Origin of the sequence: Roseomonas sp. CAU 1739, assembly GCF_039839775.1 — a bacterium.
GTDB lineage: Bacteria > Pseudomonadota > Alphaproteobacteria > Acetobacterales > Acetobacteraceae > Neoroseomonas.
In genome coordinates, this window is sequence record NZ_JBDOQQ010000016.1 from 137,088 (window position 1) to 151,736 (window position 14,649).

13 protein-coding genes and 1 pseudogene are annotated in these 14,649 nt (G+C 68.3%); 4 read left to right on the forward strand and 10 right to left on the reverse strand.

Going from position 1 to position 14,649, the window contains the following annotated elements; all coding sequences use genetic code 11:
- Nucleotides 1-33: 33 nt before the first annotated feature.
- The 3 genes from AAFN86_RS22775 to AAFN86_RS22785 all read right to left on the reverse strand — a co-directional run bounded on the left by AAFN86_RS22775 (nucleotide 34) and on the right by AAFN86_RS22785 (nucleotide 1,973).
- On the reverse strand, nucleotides 34-456 hold the full coding sequence (locus AAFN86_RS22775; protein WP_347545856.1) for a hypothetical protein: 423 nt from the start codon (nucleotides 454-456) through the stop codon (nucleotides 34-36).
- A gap of 132 nt (nucleotides 457-588) precedes the next feature.
- The gene (locus AAFN86_RS29620) at nucleotides 589-879 is read right to left on the reverse strand and encodes a four-carbon acid sugar kinase family protein (RefSeq protein ID WP_408906625.1); all 291 of its coding nucleotides are present in this window, start codon (nucleotides 877-879) and stop codon (nucleotides 589-591) included.
- Nucleotides 880-998: 119 nt separating this feature from the next.
- Nucleotides 999-1,973 carry a GntR family transcriptional regulator gene (locus AAFN86_RS22785; protein ID WP_347545857.1) on the reverse strand — a complete coding sequence of 325 codons (975 nt, stop codon included), beginning with the start codon at nucleotides 1,971-1,973 and terminating at the stop codon, nucleotides 999-1,001.
- A 127-nt stretch (nucleotides 1,974-2,100) separates the two neighbouring features.
- Here AAFN86_RS22785 and AAFN86_RS22790 point away from each other — a divergent pair, with 127 nt between their 5' ends.
- Together AAFN86_RS22790 and AAFN86_RS22795 are read left to right on the forward strand one after the other, a co-directional pair.
- Nucleotides 2,101-3,192 (forward strand): isocitrate/isopropylmalate dehydrogenase family protein, encoded by a 1,092-nt coding sequence (locus AAFN86_RS22790; protein WP_347545858.1) that lies wholly within the window; start codon nucleotides 2,101-2,103, stop codon nucleotides 3,190-3,192.
- Nucleotides 3,193-3,552: 360 nt separating this feature from the next.
- Nucleotides 3,553-4,533, forward strand: coding sequence for a tripartite tricarboxylate transporter substrate binding protein (locus AAFN86_RS22795; RefSeq protein ID WP_347545859.1), 981 nt, complete (start codon nucleotides 3,553-3,555; stop codon nucleotides 4,531-4,533).
- A gap of 55 nt (nucleotides 4,534-4,588) precedes the next feature.
- On the opposite strand, the gene AAFN86_RS22800 is transcribed toward AAFN86_RS22795, so the two are convergent.
- Nucleotides 4,589-5,524 (reverse strand): GntR family transcriptional regulator, encoded by a 936-nt coding sequence (locus AAFN86_RS22800; RefSeq protein WP_347545860.1) that lies wholly within the window; start codon nucleotides 5,522-5,524, stop codon nucleotides 4,589-4,591.
- A gap of 348 nt (nucleotides 5,525-5,872) precedes the next feature.
- Between AAFN86_RS22800 and AAFN86_RS29625 the strand changes: the two are divergent.
- Nucleotides 5,873-6,229, forward strand: a pseudogene (locus AAFN86_RS29625) (aconitase family protein); the annotation flags it as partial.
- A 767-nt stretch (nucleotides 6,230-6,996) separates the two neighbouring features.
- On the opposite strand, the gene AAFN86_RS22810 reads toward AAFN86_RS29625, so the two are convergent.
- Genes AAFN86_RS22810 through AAFN86_RS22835 form a run of 6 tightly spaced genes read right to left on the reverse strand, consistent with a single transcriptional unit; the run spans nucleotide 6,997 to nucleotide 13,555 of the window.
- Nucleotides 6,997-7,995 carry an oligopeptide/dipeptide ABC transporter ATP-binding protein gene (locus AAFN86_RS22810; RefSeq protein ID WP_347545861.1) on the reverse strand — a complete coding sequence of 333 codons (999 nt, stop codon included), beginning with the start codon at nucleotides 7,993-7,995 and terminating at the stop codon, nucleotides 6,997-6,999.
- Complete coding sequence (locus AAFN86_RS22815; protein WP_347545862.1) at nucleotides 7,992-8,978, reverse strand: ABC transporter ATP-binding protein; 987 nt, start codon at nucleotides 8,976-8,978, stop codon at nucleotides 7,992-7,994. The genes AAFN86_RS22810 and AAFN86_RS22815 overlap by 4 nt, the downstream gene beginning before the upstream one ends.
- A complete protein-coding gene (locus AAFN86_RS22820) occupies nucleotides 8,978-9,859 on the reverse strand; it encodes an ABC transporter permease (protein ID WP_347545863.1) in 882 nt (293 codons plus the stop codon). Before AAFN86_RS22820 ends, AAFN86_RS22815 begins: the two co-directional genes overlap by 1 nt.
- A complete protein-coding gene (locus AAFN86_RS22825) occupies nucleotides 9,856-10,794 on the reverse strand; it encodes an ABC transporter permease (protein ID WP_347545864.1) in 939 nt (312 codons plus the stop codon). The genes AAFN86_RS22820 and AAFN86_RS22825 overlap by 4 nt, the downstream gene beginning before the upstream one ends.
- A 9-nt stretch (nucleotides 10,795-10,803) precedes the next feature.
- Entirely contained in the window at nucleotides 10,804-12,399 is a 1,596-nt protein-coding gene (locus AAFN86_RS22830; protein ID WP_347545865.1) for an ABC transporter substrate-binding protein, read from the reverse strand.
- Nucleotides 12,400-12,427: 28 nt separating this feature from the next.
- Nucleotides 12,428-13,555, reverse strand: a complete 1,128-nt coding sequence (locus AAFN86_RS22835) for a mandelate racemase/muconate lactonizing enzyme family protein (protein ID WP_347545866.1) — start codon at nucleotides 13,553-13,555, stop codon at nucleotides 12,428-12,430.
- A gap of 562 nt (nucleotides 13,556-14,117) precedes the next feature.
- Here AAFN86_RS22835 and AAFN86_RS22840 point away from each other — a divergent pair.
- Entirely contained in the window at nucleotides 14,118-14,579 is a 462-nt protein-coding gene (locus AAFN86_RS22840) for a hypothetical protein (RefSeq protein ID WP_347545867.1), read from the forward strand.
- Nucleotides 14,580-14,649: the final 70 nt, after the last annotated feature.

Sequence of the window (14,649 nt, forward strand, 5' to 3'; positions counted from 1 at the left end):
AGCCTCCCGCAGTCGCCGAAGCGTTGTGGTGCGCTACCGCGCCTTCGGCCAACGCAGCAACAGCAGTTCCCGCAGCAGCTCATGCCACGTCGCCTGCAGCGCCTCGGTCGCCGCCTCCACCTTCCGAAGGAACGCGTCGAGCGCCGCCTTCTCCCCACGGCGCGGGGTGTGCTCGTAGATGCCGTCCATCGGTCTGCGTATCGCCGCGTACATGCGTGGCAGCCGCGCCCCCATTCTCGGCAGGCCGAGGTCCCGAGCCTCCGGACCGATCCCGTCCTCCCAGTCAGTCCCGGATTCAGCGAGCAGCAGCGCGAGGAACTCCGGGTGCCAGGCCGCCACCTGGGGATCGCCGCGCCGATGCCGTAGGGACCAGTTCCCCGGGATGACCACTGCCAGGTCGGTCATGGTGATCGGCTCGTCCTCGCCGCGCAGGTGGCGGCCGGGATAGAGGTCCATGCGCGGTGCGGCCTCGATAGTTCGCGCCCACCTTATGCGATTTTGGGATATCCGCTCACTCTCAGGGCGTCACCCGGCGCAGTGCGCGCACGATCGCTGCCGGATCCGACCCGAGCGCTTCGGCCACCTCGATCAGTTCGATGATATCCAACGCCGCTCGCCGGTCTCATGTTTAGACACGAAGCACTGTGGGCGCCGCAGCAGCTTCGCAAGCGCGACCTGCGTCAGCCCCGCAGCGTTGCGCCTTTCGACCAGGATTTCCTGCAGCCGCGCCCGCCGTTCGAGCAGCGTATCCGCGACAGATCCGATATTGCCTTGATCAGTGCTGTCGAAGGTGGAGCAGTATTTGAAGAAGGTCTGCCGGCCGCCGACCGTCAGGAGCGTGTCGCATGCGGAGAGGCTGTCGCACACTGCCTCCTCCACGGGCGCGTCCCTCCGTGCCGCTAGACGACTGGATTCACGCTGACCTTAGTAATTGGTTTTTTACTAATTTTTAATCAATCTGCCAAGGCGCTGTGCCGTTCACTGAACGCAGCCGCGCATCAGGCCATCTCCTCCAGCAGGGTCGCCGGCGCACGTTCGGGTTCCGAGCCCCGCTGCACGAGCGGCTCCTTCGCGCCCTGCGATCCCTCCAGGTGCTGCCGCAAGAAGGCCGCCGCGCGCGGCATATCCCCGGCCTCGATCAGGTCGAGCAGCCGCAGATGCTCGCTGCAGATCTTCACCAGCCGCGTTCGGTCGTGGTTGATGCGGTATTCCAGAAGTCGCCGCATGCGGTTCACCCGTCGCAGCGATTCGATCATGAAGATGTTGCCGGACCCGGCAACCAGCGCTTCGTGGAATTCCGCGCCGATGCGGTGGGTCTCCGCGCGCGAGAAGGTCTGCCAGCCGCCGGCCAGCATGGCGTGCTGTTCCGCCCGCAGCCGCGCGATGGTCTCCGGCGCCAGGCGATAGCCGGGCTCGAGCAGCGCCGCGGGCTCCATCAGGATGCGGAAGCGGTAGCTCTGCGCATAGGTCTCGGGCGAGGTCAGCACCGCCAGGAAGGCCCAGCCCTGGCCGGGCAGTTTCTCGACCAGCCCTTCCTGCGTCATGCGCGCCAGGACGCGCAACAATTGCGACCGCGTCGCGCCGTAGCGGCGCAGCAACTCGCTTTCCGCCATGCGGTCTTCCAGCGCGCCGGACAGGTGATCCTCCGCGATACGGAAATACAGCCCGTCCTCCTGCGGTTCCGATTCGGCATCGCCTTCCGGCAATTGCTTGAGGAAGAAGCCGCGATTGCGCTCGCGTTCCACCACCCCCTGCTGCTGAAGGGCCTGCAGGGCGAGCCGGATCGGCGTGCGCGACACACGGAACGTCTCCGCCAGGCCGAGTTCCGACAGATGCGCGCCGGGTTCCAGCCGTTGGCGCCGGACGTGCTCCAGGATTTCGGCGGCGAGCCGGTCAGGCAGGCTGGCCGGCGCCGATGGCGGCGCGGCATTGCGGCGGGCGCGGCCGCCCGATGTCGTGGTCGAGTTGCGCATTCTCCATCGTAGGTCGCCGCCAGGCCAGGCTGGAAGTCCAATCTGGCCTCATCGACGCAGAATTGCATTTTTCGATTGTATTGTACTTTTTACTGAACGATAACGCCCGCGTTTGGAGGATCCGCACATGCGCTTCGCTATACTGCCCGGTGACGGCATCGGCCCGGAAATCACCGCCTCGACCATCGAGATCCTGAAGACGGTGGATCGCCATCTCGGCCTCGGCCTGGAATACGAGGAGCATGAGGTCGGCCTCGCCGCATTGAAGCGCGTCGGCACCACCACCCCCGACGGCGTGCTCGACGCCTGCCGCGCGGCGGATGGCATCATCCTCGGCCCGGTGTCCCATTCCGACTATCCGGCGCGCGCCCAGGGCGGCATCAACATCTCGGCCGAGCTGCGCGTCGTGCTCGACCTCTACGCCAATATCCGCCCGAGCCGGTCGCGCGAGGGGCTGCCGCATTTCGGCCGCACGCCGATGGACCTCGTCATCGTCCGCGAGAACACCGAGGGCTTCTACTCCGACCGCAACATGTTCCAGGGCATCGGCGAGTTCATGCCGACGCCCGACCTGGCCCTCTCCGTCCGCAAGATCACCGCGCATGGCTCCCGCCGCATCGCCAGGGCGGCCTTCGAGCTGGCGCGCCAGCGCGACCGCAAGAAGGTCACCGCCGTCCACAAGGCGAACGTCATCAAGGTGTCGGAGGCGCTGTTCCTGCGCGAGGTCCGCGCGGTCGCGGCGGACTACCCGGACGTCGCCTATGACGAGCAGCTGATCGATTCCATGGCGGCGCTGCTGGTGCGTGATGCGCAGCGCTTCGACGTGGTGGTGACGACCAACATGTTCGGCGACATCCTCTCCGACGAGGCATCCGAGCTTTCGGGCAGTCTCGGCCTCGGCGGCGCGATCAACGCCTCGGACACGCATTGCATGGCACAGGCGCAGCATGGTTCCGCCCCCGACATCCAGGGGCAAGGCAAGGCCAACCCGACCTCGCTGATCCTCTCGGCGGCGATGCTGCTGGACTGGCTGGCGCGGCGGCAGCCCGGGCGCGGGAACTTCGCCCTGGCCGGCGCGGTCATCGACCGTGCGATCAACACGCTGGTGACAGATCCGGCACGGCGCACCGGCGATCTTCGCGGTCCGCTCGGGACCAAGGCGTTCACCGCCGCGCTGGTCGAGGAAATCGACCGGCAGCTGCTCAAGCGCGCCGCCTGATACGCGCGTCGAACCCCTGCCGCACGACGGCAGCAGGGTGGCTGACGTGCCCGGAACAAGAGCCGGTAGGATTCGGTCATGAAGGTCGCAACGGGGCGCGATGCGGTGGTGCGCTCGCCGGCCACGGCCTTCGGGCCTGCATGATGGCCAAAGCGCGATGACCGTGGGCGCGAATGCACCGGAGGTCTGAATCGCGCGTTCCAACAAAAGGTTGGAGCGTGGTTGGTGAACGAACGTGAACCAATCAGGCTCTGGCGCGCGGCAGGTGCCATTCGGCATCATGTCGAGGAAAGGGTGGGAGGCATTGGGCCGCCTCAACCGTCCGACCACTGTCACGGCCCAGGGGTGAGGAAACGACCCATGATCCACAGGATGACCCGCCGGTCGGCTCTGGCCGCATTGGCCACGATGCCACTCGCGCGCCCCGCCTTCGCGCAGCCGGCCTGGCCGCGCCGGACCATCACCATCATCTGCCCGGCCGCGGCCGGCGGCGCGACGGACATCCTCTCCCGCGTCGTCGCGGCGCAGATGCAGGCGGCGCTCGGCGTCTCGGTCGTGGTGGACAATCGCGGCGGCGCCGGCGGATCCATCGCGACCGAGGCCGGCGCGGCCGCCACGCCGGATGGCTACACGCTCACCATGGGCCAGCTCGGCACGCTGGCGGTGAACCCGCATCTCTATCCGCGGCTGCGCTACGATCCGATGCGTGACTTCGCCTATCTCGCGCTCGTCGCGCAGGTGCCGATGGTACTGGTCGTGCCTCCGGCGCTCGGCGTGACGACGCTGGCCGAGTTCATCTCCCGCGCGAAGGAGGCGCCGAACTCCATCGAATATGGCTCCGCCGGTTCGGGCTCGAACGTCCATATCGGAATGGTCGCCTTCGCCGAGCGCGCCGGCATCGAGATGGTGCACGTTCCCTTCCGCGGATCGGGCGCGCTGATGCCGACGCTGCTGTCGGGCGACATCAAGGCCGCGATGTCGGGCACGCCCTCGGTGCTGCCGCTGATCCGCGAGAACCGCTTGCGCGCGCTTGCCGTCTCCGCCCCGCGCCGCATCGCGCAACTGCCGGACGTGCCTGCGATCGCCGAGACCTATCCCGGCTTCGAGGCGATGCAGTGGTACGGCATGATCGCGCCCGCCCGCACGCCGGAGCCGATCCGCCAGCGCCTGACCAATGTCATCAACGAGGCGATCGTCACGCCCAACATGCGGGAACGGCTCGAGGCCGAGGGCGCCGAACCCGATGTGCGCACGCCCGAGGCGTTCCGGGAGTTCGTCGCGGCAGAGCTCGCCCGCTGGGGCGATGTGGTCCGGCGCAACAACCTCCGCCCGGAAAACTGATACCGCCGATGCCCGGGCATCGCCGTCACCGATGGGCCGGGGCGGCCGACGCCCGCTACCGCGAGGGCTGCGCCAGCGCGGCGATGGTCTGGCCCGAGGTCTCGAGCAGCCTGGCCTTGGAGGACCGTCCCGCGTCGAGGTGACGGATGAGCAATTCGGCCGCGCCCGGGCGATCGCCCGCCTCGATGCGGTCGAGGATGGCGAGGTGCTCGCTCGACTGCGCCGCGAGCCGGCTACGGTCGAGTGCGATGACATAGCCAACCAGGCGCCGCAGCCGCGTCACGCGCAGCCCGGCATCGGCGAAGAAGCGGTTGTTGGACGCCTGCATCAGCGCGAGGTGGAAGCCGGAATTCAGCTCGAACACCTCGCGCGGGTCCGGTCCCTCGGCGAGCCGCGCCAGCAGGCCTTCCTGTTCCCGCCGTAGCCTCGCGGCGATGCGGGGCGGCAGGACGAAGGCCGGGTCCAGCAGCGCCGCCGGTTCGATCGCGCGCCGGAAGCGATAGGATTCGTCGTAGCTGCCGGGCCCGTCGATCAGGGCGAGGAACCGCCAGCCGCCCGCCGGCGCGCGTTCCACCCAGCCCTCGCCCATCACCTGCAGCAAGGCGCGGTGCACGATGCCGCGTGGCGCATCGTAGCGGCGCATCAGCGCGGCCTCGCCGATCAGGTCGGGCAGGCGCCCGGCGATGCGGTCCTCGGCGATCTGCCAATAGAGGCGATCCACCGCGCCGGCCTCGGCATCGCCGGGCAGCGGTTCCTCATGGGCGGCGGGAAGCTGGCGCAGGACCAGCCGCCCATCGCCGCGCCGTTCCAGCACCTCGCTGTCCAGCAGCATCTGCAGGGCGCCGCGCACCGGGGAGCGCGAGGTGCCGACCACCGCGGCCAGCCCGTTCTCGCTGAGCACCTGGCCCGGTTCGGCAGAGCTGCCGCGCAGATGCTCGACGATGCTGCGGGCCAGGTCGCGATGAAGGTCAGTGGCGGGGGGGCGGGACATGGACGGATCCTACCAGAAGGTCCGCATGCAGAAAACGCTTGATGTTTTATATCATTATAAGATACCAAATTGGTAACCGCAGCAGACGCGAAACGTCGCCCAATGGAACCGTCCGCCAGCACCGAGATCACCGGCCCCTTCGGTACGCGCCACATCATCGACCTGCCCGCGGCCGCCGGCGGCATGGCCGTGCTGAAGCGCCTGCCCTGGGTCCATCGCGTGCTGCTGGAAAACGTCCTGCGCCAGCCCGAGGCAGAGGTGCGCGACGCCGGCTGCGCCGCGCTGCTGGACTGGCTCGCCACCGGACGGTCGGAGGCCGAGATCCCCTTCTCCCCGCTCCGCATCCTGATGCACGACACGACCTGCGGCCCGGCGCTGGTGGATATCGCCGCGATGCGCGACGTGCTGGCCGAGGCCGGCGGCAATCCCGCCCTGCTCAACCCCGCCGTGCCGGTCGCGACCTCGACCGACCATTCGCTGCCGGTGGATGTCTCGGCCCGCCCCGATGCGCTGCGCGTCAACATGGCCAACGAGATGGCGCGCAATGCCGAGCGCTATCGCTTCATGAAATGGGCGGCCGGCGCGGTGGAAGGCTTCCGCGTTTTCCCGCCGGGCACCGGCATCATGCACACGATCAACCTTGAGCGCCTCGCGACCGTCGTCGCGACCGAGGCGCGCGACGGTGCGTTGTGGGCGGTGCCTGACACGCTGGTCGGCACGGACAGCCACACGCCGATGGTCAACGGCATCGGCGTGCTCGGCTGGCACCGGCGATGGAAGATCCCAAGACACCTCCGCCGCGAGCTCCCGCTGCCCGACCGGCAAGCGCCGGGGTGCCGCAGAGCAGCGCTGGCGTGCCCTTCGGCAAGCCATACAGCCGCAACGCCTCGACCTCGATCTGCCCGTGAAAGCCGACGACGCCGATCCGCGCAAGGGCAACGCTGGCTCCGAGCCGGACCGTCATGCGTTTGTTCAACGAGGCGTCGGCCATGGCAGCGCCGCCGGTCGGCGATGCGCCGCACCCTGTTCCGCGGCCTCGACCGGGTCGGCTGGACCTTCAGCCTGCGGGTCGCCGCCTACAACCTGATCCGCCTGCCGAAGCTGCTAGCGGCGCCGGCGTGGGCACGCCCCGATCCCGTCCACCAACTGTAGTTCTCGGCAGACAGCCGCCGGAATTCCTACCCCACGGCCCGATCGCGACCCACCAACCAGCACTCATCCATGCCAAACCAACGCCCCTGCCGCCAATTTCCGCAGCCTGCTAAAGCGATTGGTATTCGACACCCGCTACCCTCACGACCCTGGTGCCAGCGCCGACACATGCGCTGGCTCGTCGTGTCCGCACCGTGCCTCCCTTTCGGTACGCCGGCCGCGCCACTTGCACCGGGAAGGCCTCGCGACGCAGATCCGCCGGTCGCGCGACGGATCGCAAGCATCCAGCGAACCGGTGCATGTGACGGCGTTGCGCTCAATCATACCTTTACGGGAACCGGATTCGGTGCAGCGAAGTGGCACGCAGCCTGCTGTCCGGTTGCAACCTCGCGAAGTGCGGGGCGCTCGCGACTACAAACCGGTTGTGCCAGCGGACAGCGGGTGTGGAAGGCGCATCCGGTCGGCATACGGTTGGGGCTCGGCACGTCGCCCTCCAACACGATGCGCCGGCGCGGCGCGTCCGGATCGGGCCGCGGCACGGCGGAGAGAAGCGCCTGCGTGTAGGGATGCTGCGGGGCCCCATACACCGCGTGCTTGCCGCCGATCTCCACGATGCGCCCCAGATACATCACCGCGACCCGGTCGGCGATGTGGCGGACCACGGCCAGGTCATGCGCGATGAACAGGCAGGAGAAGCGGCCCTCCGCCTGCAGGTCCTGCAGCAGATTCACGATCTGCGCCTGCACCGAGACATCGAGTGCACTGACCGGTTCGTCTGCCACCAGAAAGCTCGGGCCGGCGGCGATGGCGCGCGCGATGCCGATGCGCTGGCGCTGCCCGCCGGAGAAGCTGCGCGGATGTCGGTCCATCGCGGCCGCGGGCAGTCCGACGCGTTCCAGCAGCGTGGCGACGCGGTCGCGCAATGCGCGGCGGCCGCGCGCGATGCCGAACACCTCGAGCGGCTCGGCGACGATCTGCGCCACGGTCCGGCGGGGACTCAACGAACCGAAGGGGTCCTGGAACACCATCTGTGCGTGCTGCCGCATCTGCCTCAGGTCGCGCGGCGACAATGCGCCGAGGTCGCGCCCCTCGAACCAGACGCGGCCCTCGCTGGGTACGATCAGGCGCAGCAGCAGCCGGCCGAGCGTGGATTTGCCACAGCCGGATTCACCCACCACCGCCAGCGTCTCGGCGCGCGCGACCTCGAGGTCCACGCCGTCCACAGCGCGCAGCCCGGCAGGGCGCTGCACGAATGGCAGGCCGCCCGGCGGCAGGAAGACCTTGCCCAGCCCCTCGGCGCGCAGCAACGGCTCGGTCATGGCGGCGCGGTCACCCAGCAGGCGGCGCGGTGGTCGCCGTCCAACGCGACCAGCGGCGGCATCTCCTCGGCACAGCGCGGCAGCGCGCGCGTGCAGCGCATGACGAAGGGACAGCCCGGCCCCGCCTGGCCAGGCATCGGCACCGAGCCTGGAATCTGGGCGAGACGCGCGCGGTCATCGTCCAGCCGCGGCACAGCTTCAAGCAGGCCCTGGGTATAGGGATGCGCGGCACGATGGAAGATCGCGCGCACCGCGCCTTGCTCGACGATGCGGCCGGCATACAGCACGACGACGCGGTCGCACATCTCGGCGATCACGCCGAGATCATGCGAAATCAGCAGCAGCGCCGTGCCGGTCGCCTCGCGCAGGCGCGCGATCAGCGCCAGCACCTGCGCCTGGATCGTCACGTCCAATGCCGTGGTCGGCTCGTCGGCGATCAGCAGCTTCGGCGTGCAGGCCAGCGCCATGGCGATCATCACCCGCTGGCGCATCCCCCCCGAGAATTCATGCGGATAGGCCGCGAGCCGCGACGCCGGGTCCGGGATGCCGACCAGGCGCAGCAGCTCGACGGCACGGGCACGGCGATCCGCGCGCGACAGCTCCTGGTGCAGCAGGATCGCTTCCTCAACCTGATCTCCGATCGTCATCAGCGGGTTGAGCGAACTCATCGGTTCCTGGAACACCATCGCGATGTCGCGGCCGCGGATCTCCGGCAGCGCGGCCTCCGGCAGCGCTAGCAGGTCGGTCCCTTGGAACCGGATACACCCGCCGGTGATCCGCCCGGGCGACGCGATCAGGCGCAGGATGGACAGCGCCGTGACCGACTTGCCCGAGCCGGACTCACCCACCAGCCCGAGTGCGCCGCCCGCCGGCAGGTCGAAGCCCACGCCTTCCACGGCGGGCAGCGGCCGCTCCGGCGTGCCGAAAGCAACGGAGAGGTCACGGACCTCGAGCAGCGGGGCGTTCGCGGGTGCCCCGATCATCACCGCGTATCCGGATCGAGCAGGTCGCGCAGCGCATCGCCCAGCAGGTTGAAGGCGAGCACGACGAGGGTGATGGCCGCACCGGCTCCGACGATGCCCCAGGGCGAGCCGAAGATGTTGCCCAGCCCGTCGCGGATGATGTTCCCCCAGCTCGGCGCCGGTGGCCGCGTGCCGATGCCGAGGAAGCTCAGCGAGGCCTCCAGCCGGATCGCCGAGGCAACCCAGAGCGTGGCCAGCACGACGATCGGTGCCGAGATGTTCGGCAGGACGTGCCGCAGGATGGTCTTCGGCGTGCCGAGGCCGATCGCGACCGCAGCCTCGATGTAGGGCTCCTGCATCACCGCGAGGGTCGAGGCGCGCGCGACGCGGGCGAAGCCGGGCACGAAGGCGATGGCGATCACCATCACCACGTTCCAGAAGCCGCCGCCCAGCACGGCCGCCACCATGATCGCCAGCAGCAATTCCGGAAAGGCGAGCAGCGTGTCGATCAGCCGGCTGACCACGCGGTCCACGACGCCGCCGTAGTAGCCTGCCGCGACGCCAAGCGAGGTGCCGACCACCGCGGCAATGGCAGGCGAGATCAGGCCGAACAGAAGCGAGTTGCGCGCGCCATGGAGCAGGCGGGACAGCACGTCCCGTCCGAACTGGTCGGTGCCGAGCCAGTGTTCGGCCGAGGGATAGGCGTTGATGCGCAGGTAGCTCTGCGCCAGCGGGTCGTGTGGCGCGATCACCGGGGCGAACAGCGCGATCGCGACGAAGGCGACCACCACCATCGCCGCGGCCAGTGTCGCCGGCCGCTCGCGTGAGAACAGCCGGCGCAACGCGCGCAGCCGCGGCTCCTCCGGCGCCAGGGCCTGCGCGGCATCGGAGCCCGCGCTCATGCCTTGGCCCGGATGCGCGGGTCGATGACGATGTAGGCAAGATCGACCACCAGGTTCACGGTCACGACGAAGAAGGCGAAGACGACGACACCGCCCTGGATCACCGGATAGTCGCGCTTGGCGATGGCGCTGATCAGCACCTCCCCGATGCCGGGCCGGTTGAAGATCAGCTCGATGGCGACCGAACCCGAGAACGTGGCGAGCAGGCTGAGGCCCAGTCCGGTGGCAACCGGCAGCAGCGCGTTGCGCAGCGCGTGGCGATAGATCACGCGTGGTTCCCGCGCGCCCTTGGCCCGTGCGGTGCGCACATAGTCACGGCCCAAGGTCTCCAGCAGCGCGGTGCGGGTCAGCCGACCGAGGAAGGCGGCCTTGACGAAGGCGAGGGTCAGGGCCGGCAGGAAGGCATGGTACAGGCGGTCAGCGAAGCCCTCGCCGCCGCCGTTGATCGGGAACCAGCCCAGGGTCAGCGCGAAGACGATCAGTAGCAGCGCACCGAGGTAGAAATCCGGGATGGCGTAGCCGACGAGCGAGAAGACCCGCGCACCATTGTCCGGCCAGCGACCGCGATTGACCGCGGCGGCGACGCCCATCGGCACGCCGAGCAGCAGCCCCATGACGGTCGCGAGCAGCGTCAATTCGATGGTGTAGGGCAGGTTCTCCGCCAGCAGGGCGCCCACCGGCTGGCGGGTGATCATCGAGGTTCCGAAATCGAGCGTCAGCATGTCCCGCAGGAAGTCCAGCCACTGCCACCACAGCGGCTGGTCGAGACCCATCTGGCGGCGGAACAGGTCCAGCTGCTCGGGCGTCGCGTATTCGCCAAGAACCACCAGGGCCGGATCACCCGGCAGCAGGCGCAGCGCGACGAACACCAGCGTCAGCACAAGCAGCACCGTTGGTACCGCGTCCAGCAATCGCGCCGCCGCCATACGCAGCATCGGCCGGCGCTATACCCGCCGTGCCTTGGCGAGCGACCAGTATGCGTAGCCCGAACGCACAGGGTAGCCGATGTCCACACGCGGGTTGCGCGCGACGACGTAGGACAGGGTGACGATGCCGAGCATCGGCAGGTCGCGCAGCACCTGTCGCTCGACATCCTGGATCAGGGCGGTGCGGCGCTCGAAATCCGGCTCGTCCTGCGTGCGTTCGATCAGCGCGTCGATGCCCGGCATCGCGACACCGTAGTGGCTGTAGTTCTCGCCGCCGCGTCCGTCCGCCTTCGCCGCGGCGCTGCTCAGCAACAGTTGCAGGAAGGGTTGCGTCGGCACCGGCGGGTAGCTGGAGGAATAGAGCGCCATCGAGTTGCGGTCGCGCCGGTTCTCGGCATGCATGGTCGCGTGGTCGATGATGCGCAGGTCGAGGTTGATGCCCGCCGCGCGCAGCTGCTCCTGGATCATCAGCATGATCGCGGCGTAGTCCTCGCGCTGGCTGGTGAAGCAGGGAATGGTGATGCCGTTGGGGAAGCCGGCCTCGGCCAGCAGCGCGCGGGCACGGCGCGGGTCCGGTGCGTAGCGGAGTTCGGGCGGCAAATCCTCGGCCCGGACCGAACCGGCGAATTGCGGTGCGATCACGCCGATCATCGGCACCGACATGCCGGCGAAGGCGCCGGCGATCTGCTGGGCATTGATCCCGTAGCGGATCGCCTGGCGCACCTTGAGGTTGTCGAGCGGCGGGCGGGTGAGATTGAGGCTGAGCAGGTTGAAGCTGCCGGGCGCGGTGCCGTCGATCACCGCCTGCGGCATGCGCTGGCGGATGCTCGGGATCCAGCCGGGCTGGCGCACGCCCTCGATCATGTCCACCTGGCCGGAGGCGAAGGCCAAGGTGCGCGCGGTCGTATCGGCGATGTAGCCGATGCGCAGCGCGCTCGTCACCGGCGGCCCGGCGTAGTGCTGCGCGAAGCCGGACAGCATGACACCCTGCGTCGGGCTGACACTGTCCACCTGGTAGGGACCGGTGCCGACCGGTTCCATCGCGAAGGCCGCGCCACGCTCCTCGAAGGCCCTCCGGCACAGAATGCTGGCGGCCATATTGGTGATCACGCTGCCATTCATTAGCGGATCGGGCCGGTGCAGCTGGAAGCGCACCGTATATCGGTCCGACGCCTCGACGCGCGCGACGTTGCTGAAAAGCGCCTTCTGGTTGGTGACGAGTTCCGGGTCCAGGTGGCGGGAGAAGGTGAAGACCACGTCGTCGGAGGTCAACTCGCCATAGCCCTTGTGGAACTGCACCCCACGCCGCAGGCGATAGGTCCAGCCGCGCGCGTCGGGCGTGCTTTCCCAGGATTCCGCCAGCGCCGGCTGGAAATCCTCGGGGCGTACTGCCCAGGCGCCATCGGGCGATTTCGCCAGCGTGTCGAAGATCTGCTTGATGGCCCAGTTGTCGGCCCCCGTCAGCGCCGGCTGCTGCGGGTTGAGGCCCGTGGGCGCGCGCGCCGCCAGCGCGATGGAGATGCCCGCGCCCTGCGCGCCGGCGGGAGCGGCGTCGAGCGCGCCGGCGCCGACCGCGGCCGCGGTACCAAGGAACCGCCTGCGTGACGTAGCCATGCCGTCCTCCCCTTCGATCGCGCGCCCTTCAGGCAATCGGTATGGTGCGCCGTTCCATCTCCGCCGCGTCGTATTCGGCGCCGAGCCCTGGCCCGGCCGGCACGGTAAGGACGCCGTTCGTCGGTTCCGACGGGTTCTTGAACACCAGGCTCGCGCGTTCCCAGTCGCTGTTCAGTTCCACTGGCTTGGCCAGGTGCATCATCGTGGCCATGATGTGCATGTTGGCGAGGTGGCCGATCGATGGCTGTGTCTGGTGGGGCACCAGCTCCACGCCATAGGCATGCGCCAGCGCGGCGCATTGGCGCATGCCGCTGATGCCGCCCATCTTGATCGGATCGGGCTGGACCATCCTGACGCCTGCGTTGATCAGGTCCTTCACGCCCTGCAGCGTGTAGGTCTGCTCGCCGGCCGAGACGGTGATGTCGAGCCGTTGCGCCACCTCGCCCATCGCCGAGACGTGGTAGTGCTGTACCGGCTCCTCGAACCAGTCGTAATTCAATTCCTCAAGCACGCGGCCCACACGCATCGCCCCGCCGACCGAGTAGGCATTGTTGGCGTCAAAGCCGAGCATGAAGTCGTCGCCCAGAAGCTTCCGCACCGCCCTGGCCTTGGCGATGTCGCCGGGCAGGTCGAGATCGATGTTGGTGCGGTCGGCATCCCAGCGGATCTTCACCGCCTTGACGCCTTCCTTCGTCACGCGCTTTTCCACCGCGCGCAGCACTTCGTCCACGCTGCGCTTCGCGTTGCCGCCGATCGACGCATAGCAGGGCATCGCGGTACGCCAGGCCCCGCCGAGCAGCTTGTACACGGGCTGATTGAAGGCCTTGCCCTTGAGATCCCAGAAGGCGATGTCGAGCGCGGCGATCGCGCTGGTCACCGCGTATTCGGGACCGAGCTTGATGAGCTTGTGCAGCAGCTGTTCCTGCAGCACTTCATGGTCCAGCGCGTCCTTGCCGATCAGGAAGGGCGCCATGCGGCGCGCTATGATGGTCAGTGGCACGAAGCCACCCTCCATCGGCGACGCCTCGCCGAGCCCGAACAGCCCGTCCTCCGTCTCGACGCGGACAAATGCTGCACGTCCGCCGTAGGCCTCGGCACCAGGCCGCCCTGGCTCACCCCAGTCCAGCTGGAACGACACGATTTTTGTGATCTTCATGGACATCCCTCTGCGCGAAGTCTGGCAGCGCTGCCGAGGGGGGGCAATGGGGTTATCGGCTACGCTGCCAGAACCCCCCTGGCGTGCTCCTTCCTGGCGCGGGGTCCGCTGGGGCAGTCCTGTCCTTCCCATATCCAAGCCGCTGCGCGAGTGCTGGTGTTACGCCGCAACGCGATCCGGGTTCGCGGCCAGGGCGGCAACAGAATGCGTCAGATCCTCGACCAGGCATTTTCCGCCTGCTCACTGCTTGTGGGGTCCCCACTCGCCGTGGCAACGCACGCTGTACGCACACTATGGTGGCCCGCGTGATTGCACGCTCCCGCGCTTCCAGCACACTTTGCTACAGCGCCGGCAATCAGCAGCCCAAAGACATGCGCGATGCGCTTTGCCCAGGCATCGCGCCAGGCTGCTGAGAGACAGCGACAATCTCCACCGCGCAGTGGCACCGTCGTCGCGTGCAGTCTCTCTCGGCGCAACGCCAAGCGGCCGGCCGGACAAAGACAGAATTGGCTGTGCGAACAGCAGTGCTAGCCTCTCTCCTGATCAGGAGAAACTGGCACCGATGAGCATAGAAAGCGAGATGAGCTCCTATAGCGCCGGTGCTGCCGGCGGGCTCTATACCGGCAGTTCGTCCGCGGACCTGGCAGCTTACAACGCCGGTGCGGCGAGCCGGTCCGGTGGTGGCGCGGGCGGTGGTGGTGGTGCCATGCTCGCGCTAATCCCGCTGATGCTGGCTTCGATTCCAGCCTTGGTGATCGGCACTTGCCTCTTCCCGCTGGCTGGCATTCTGACACTAGTCGGCGCCTCATTGATCGCCGGGGTGCTCGCGGACAATGTTGGCTTCTGGGTCATGATCATGGTCGTCCTGCTCCCAGGCTTCTTTATCTTCGTCCTTGGTCTCAAGCTGGAACGCGTGCTGGAGCAGCATCGTTGGTACCGCCGGCTGCGTCACGGAGCGCGGCTGCTGGTCGTAGAGCCCATCCGGAAAGGAATTGAATCGGCTGAATCGGATGTGATTCGCTGATCCTGCGGACGATTCGTGGGGCGGATGATGGTGTGGACGGTAGAGCATCGGCGTGCGGCGGATCGACGTG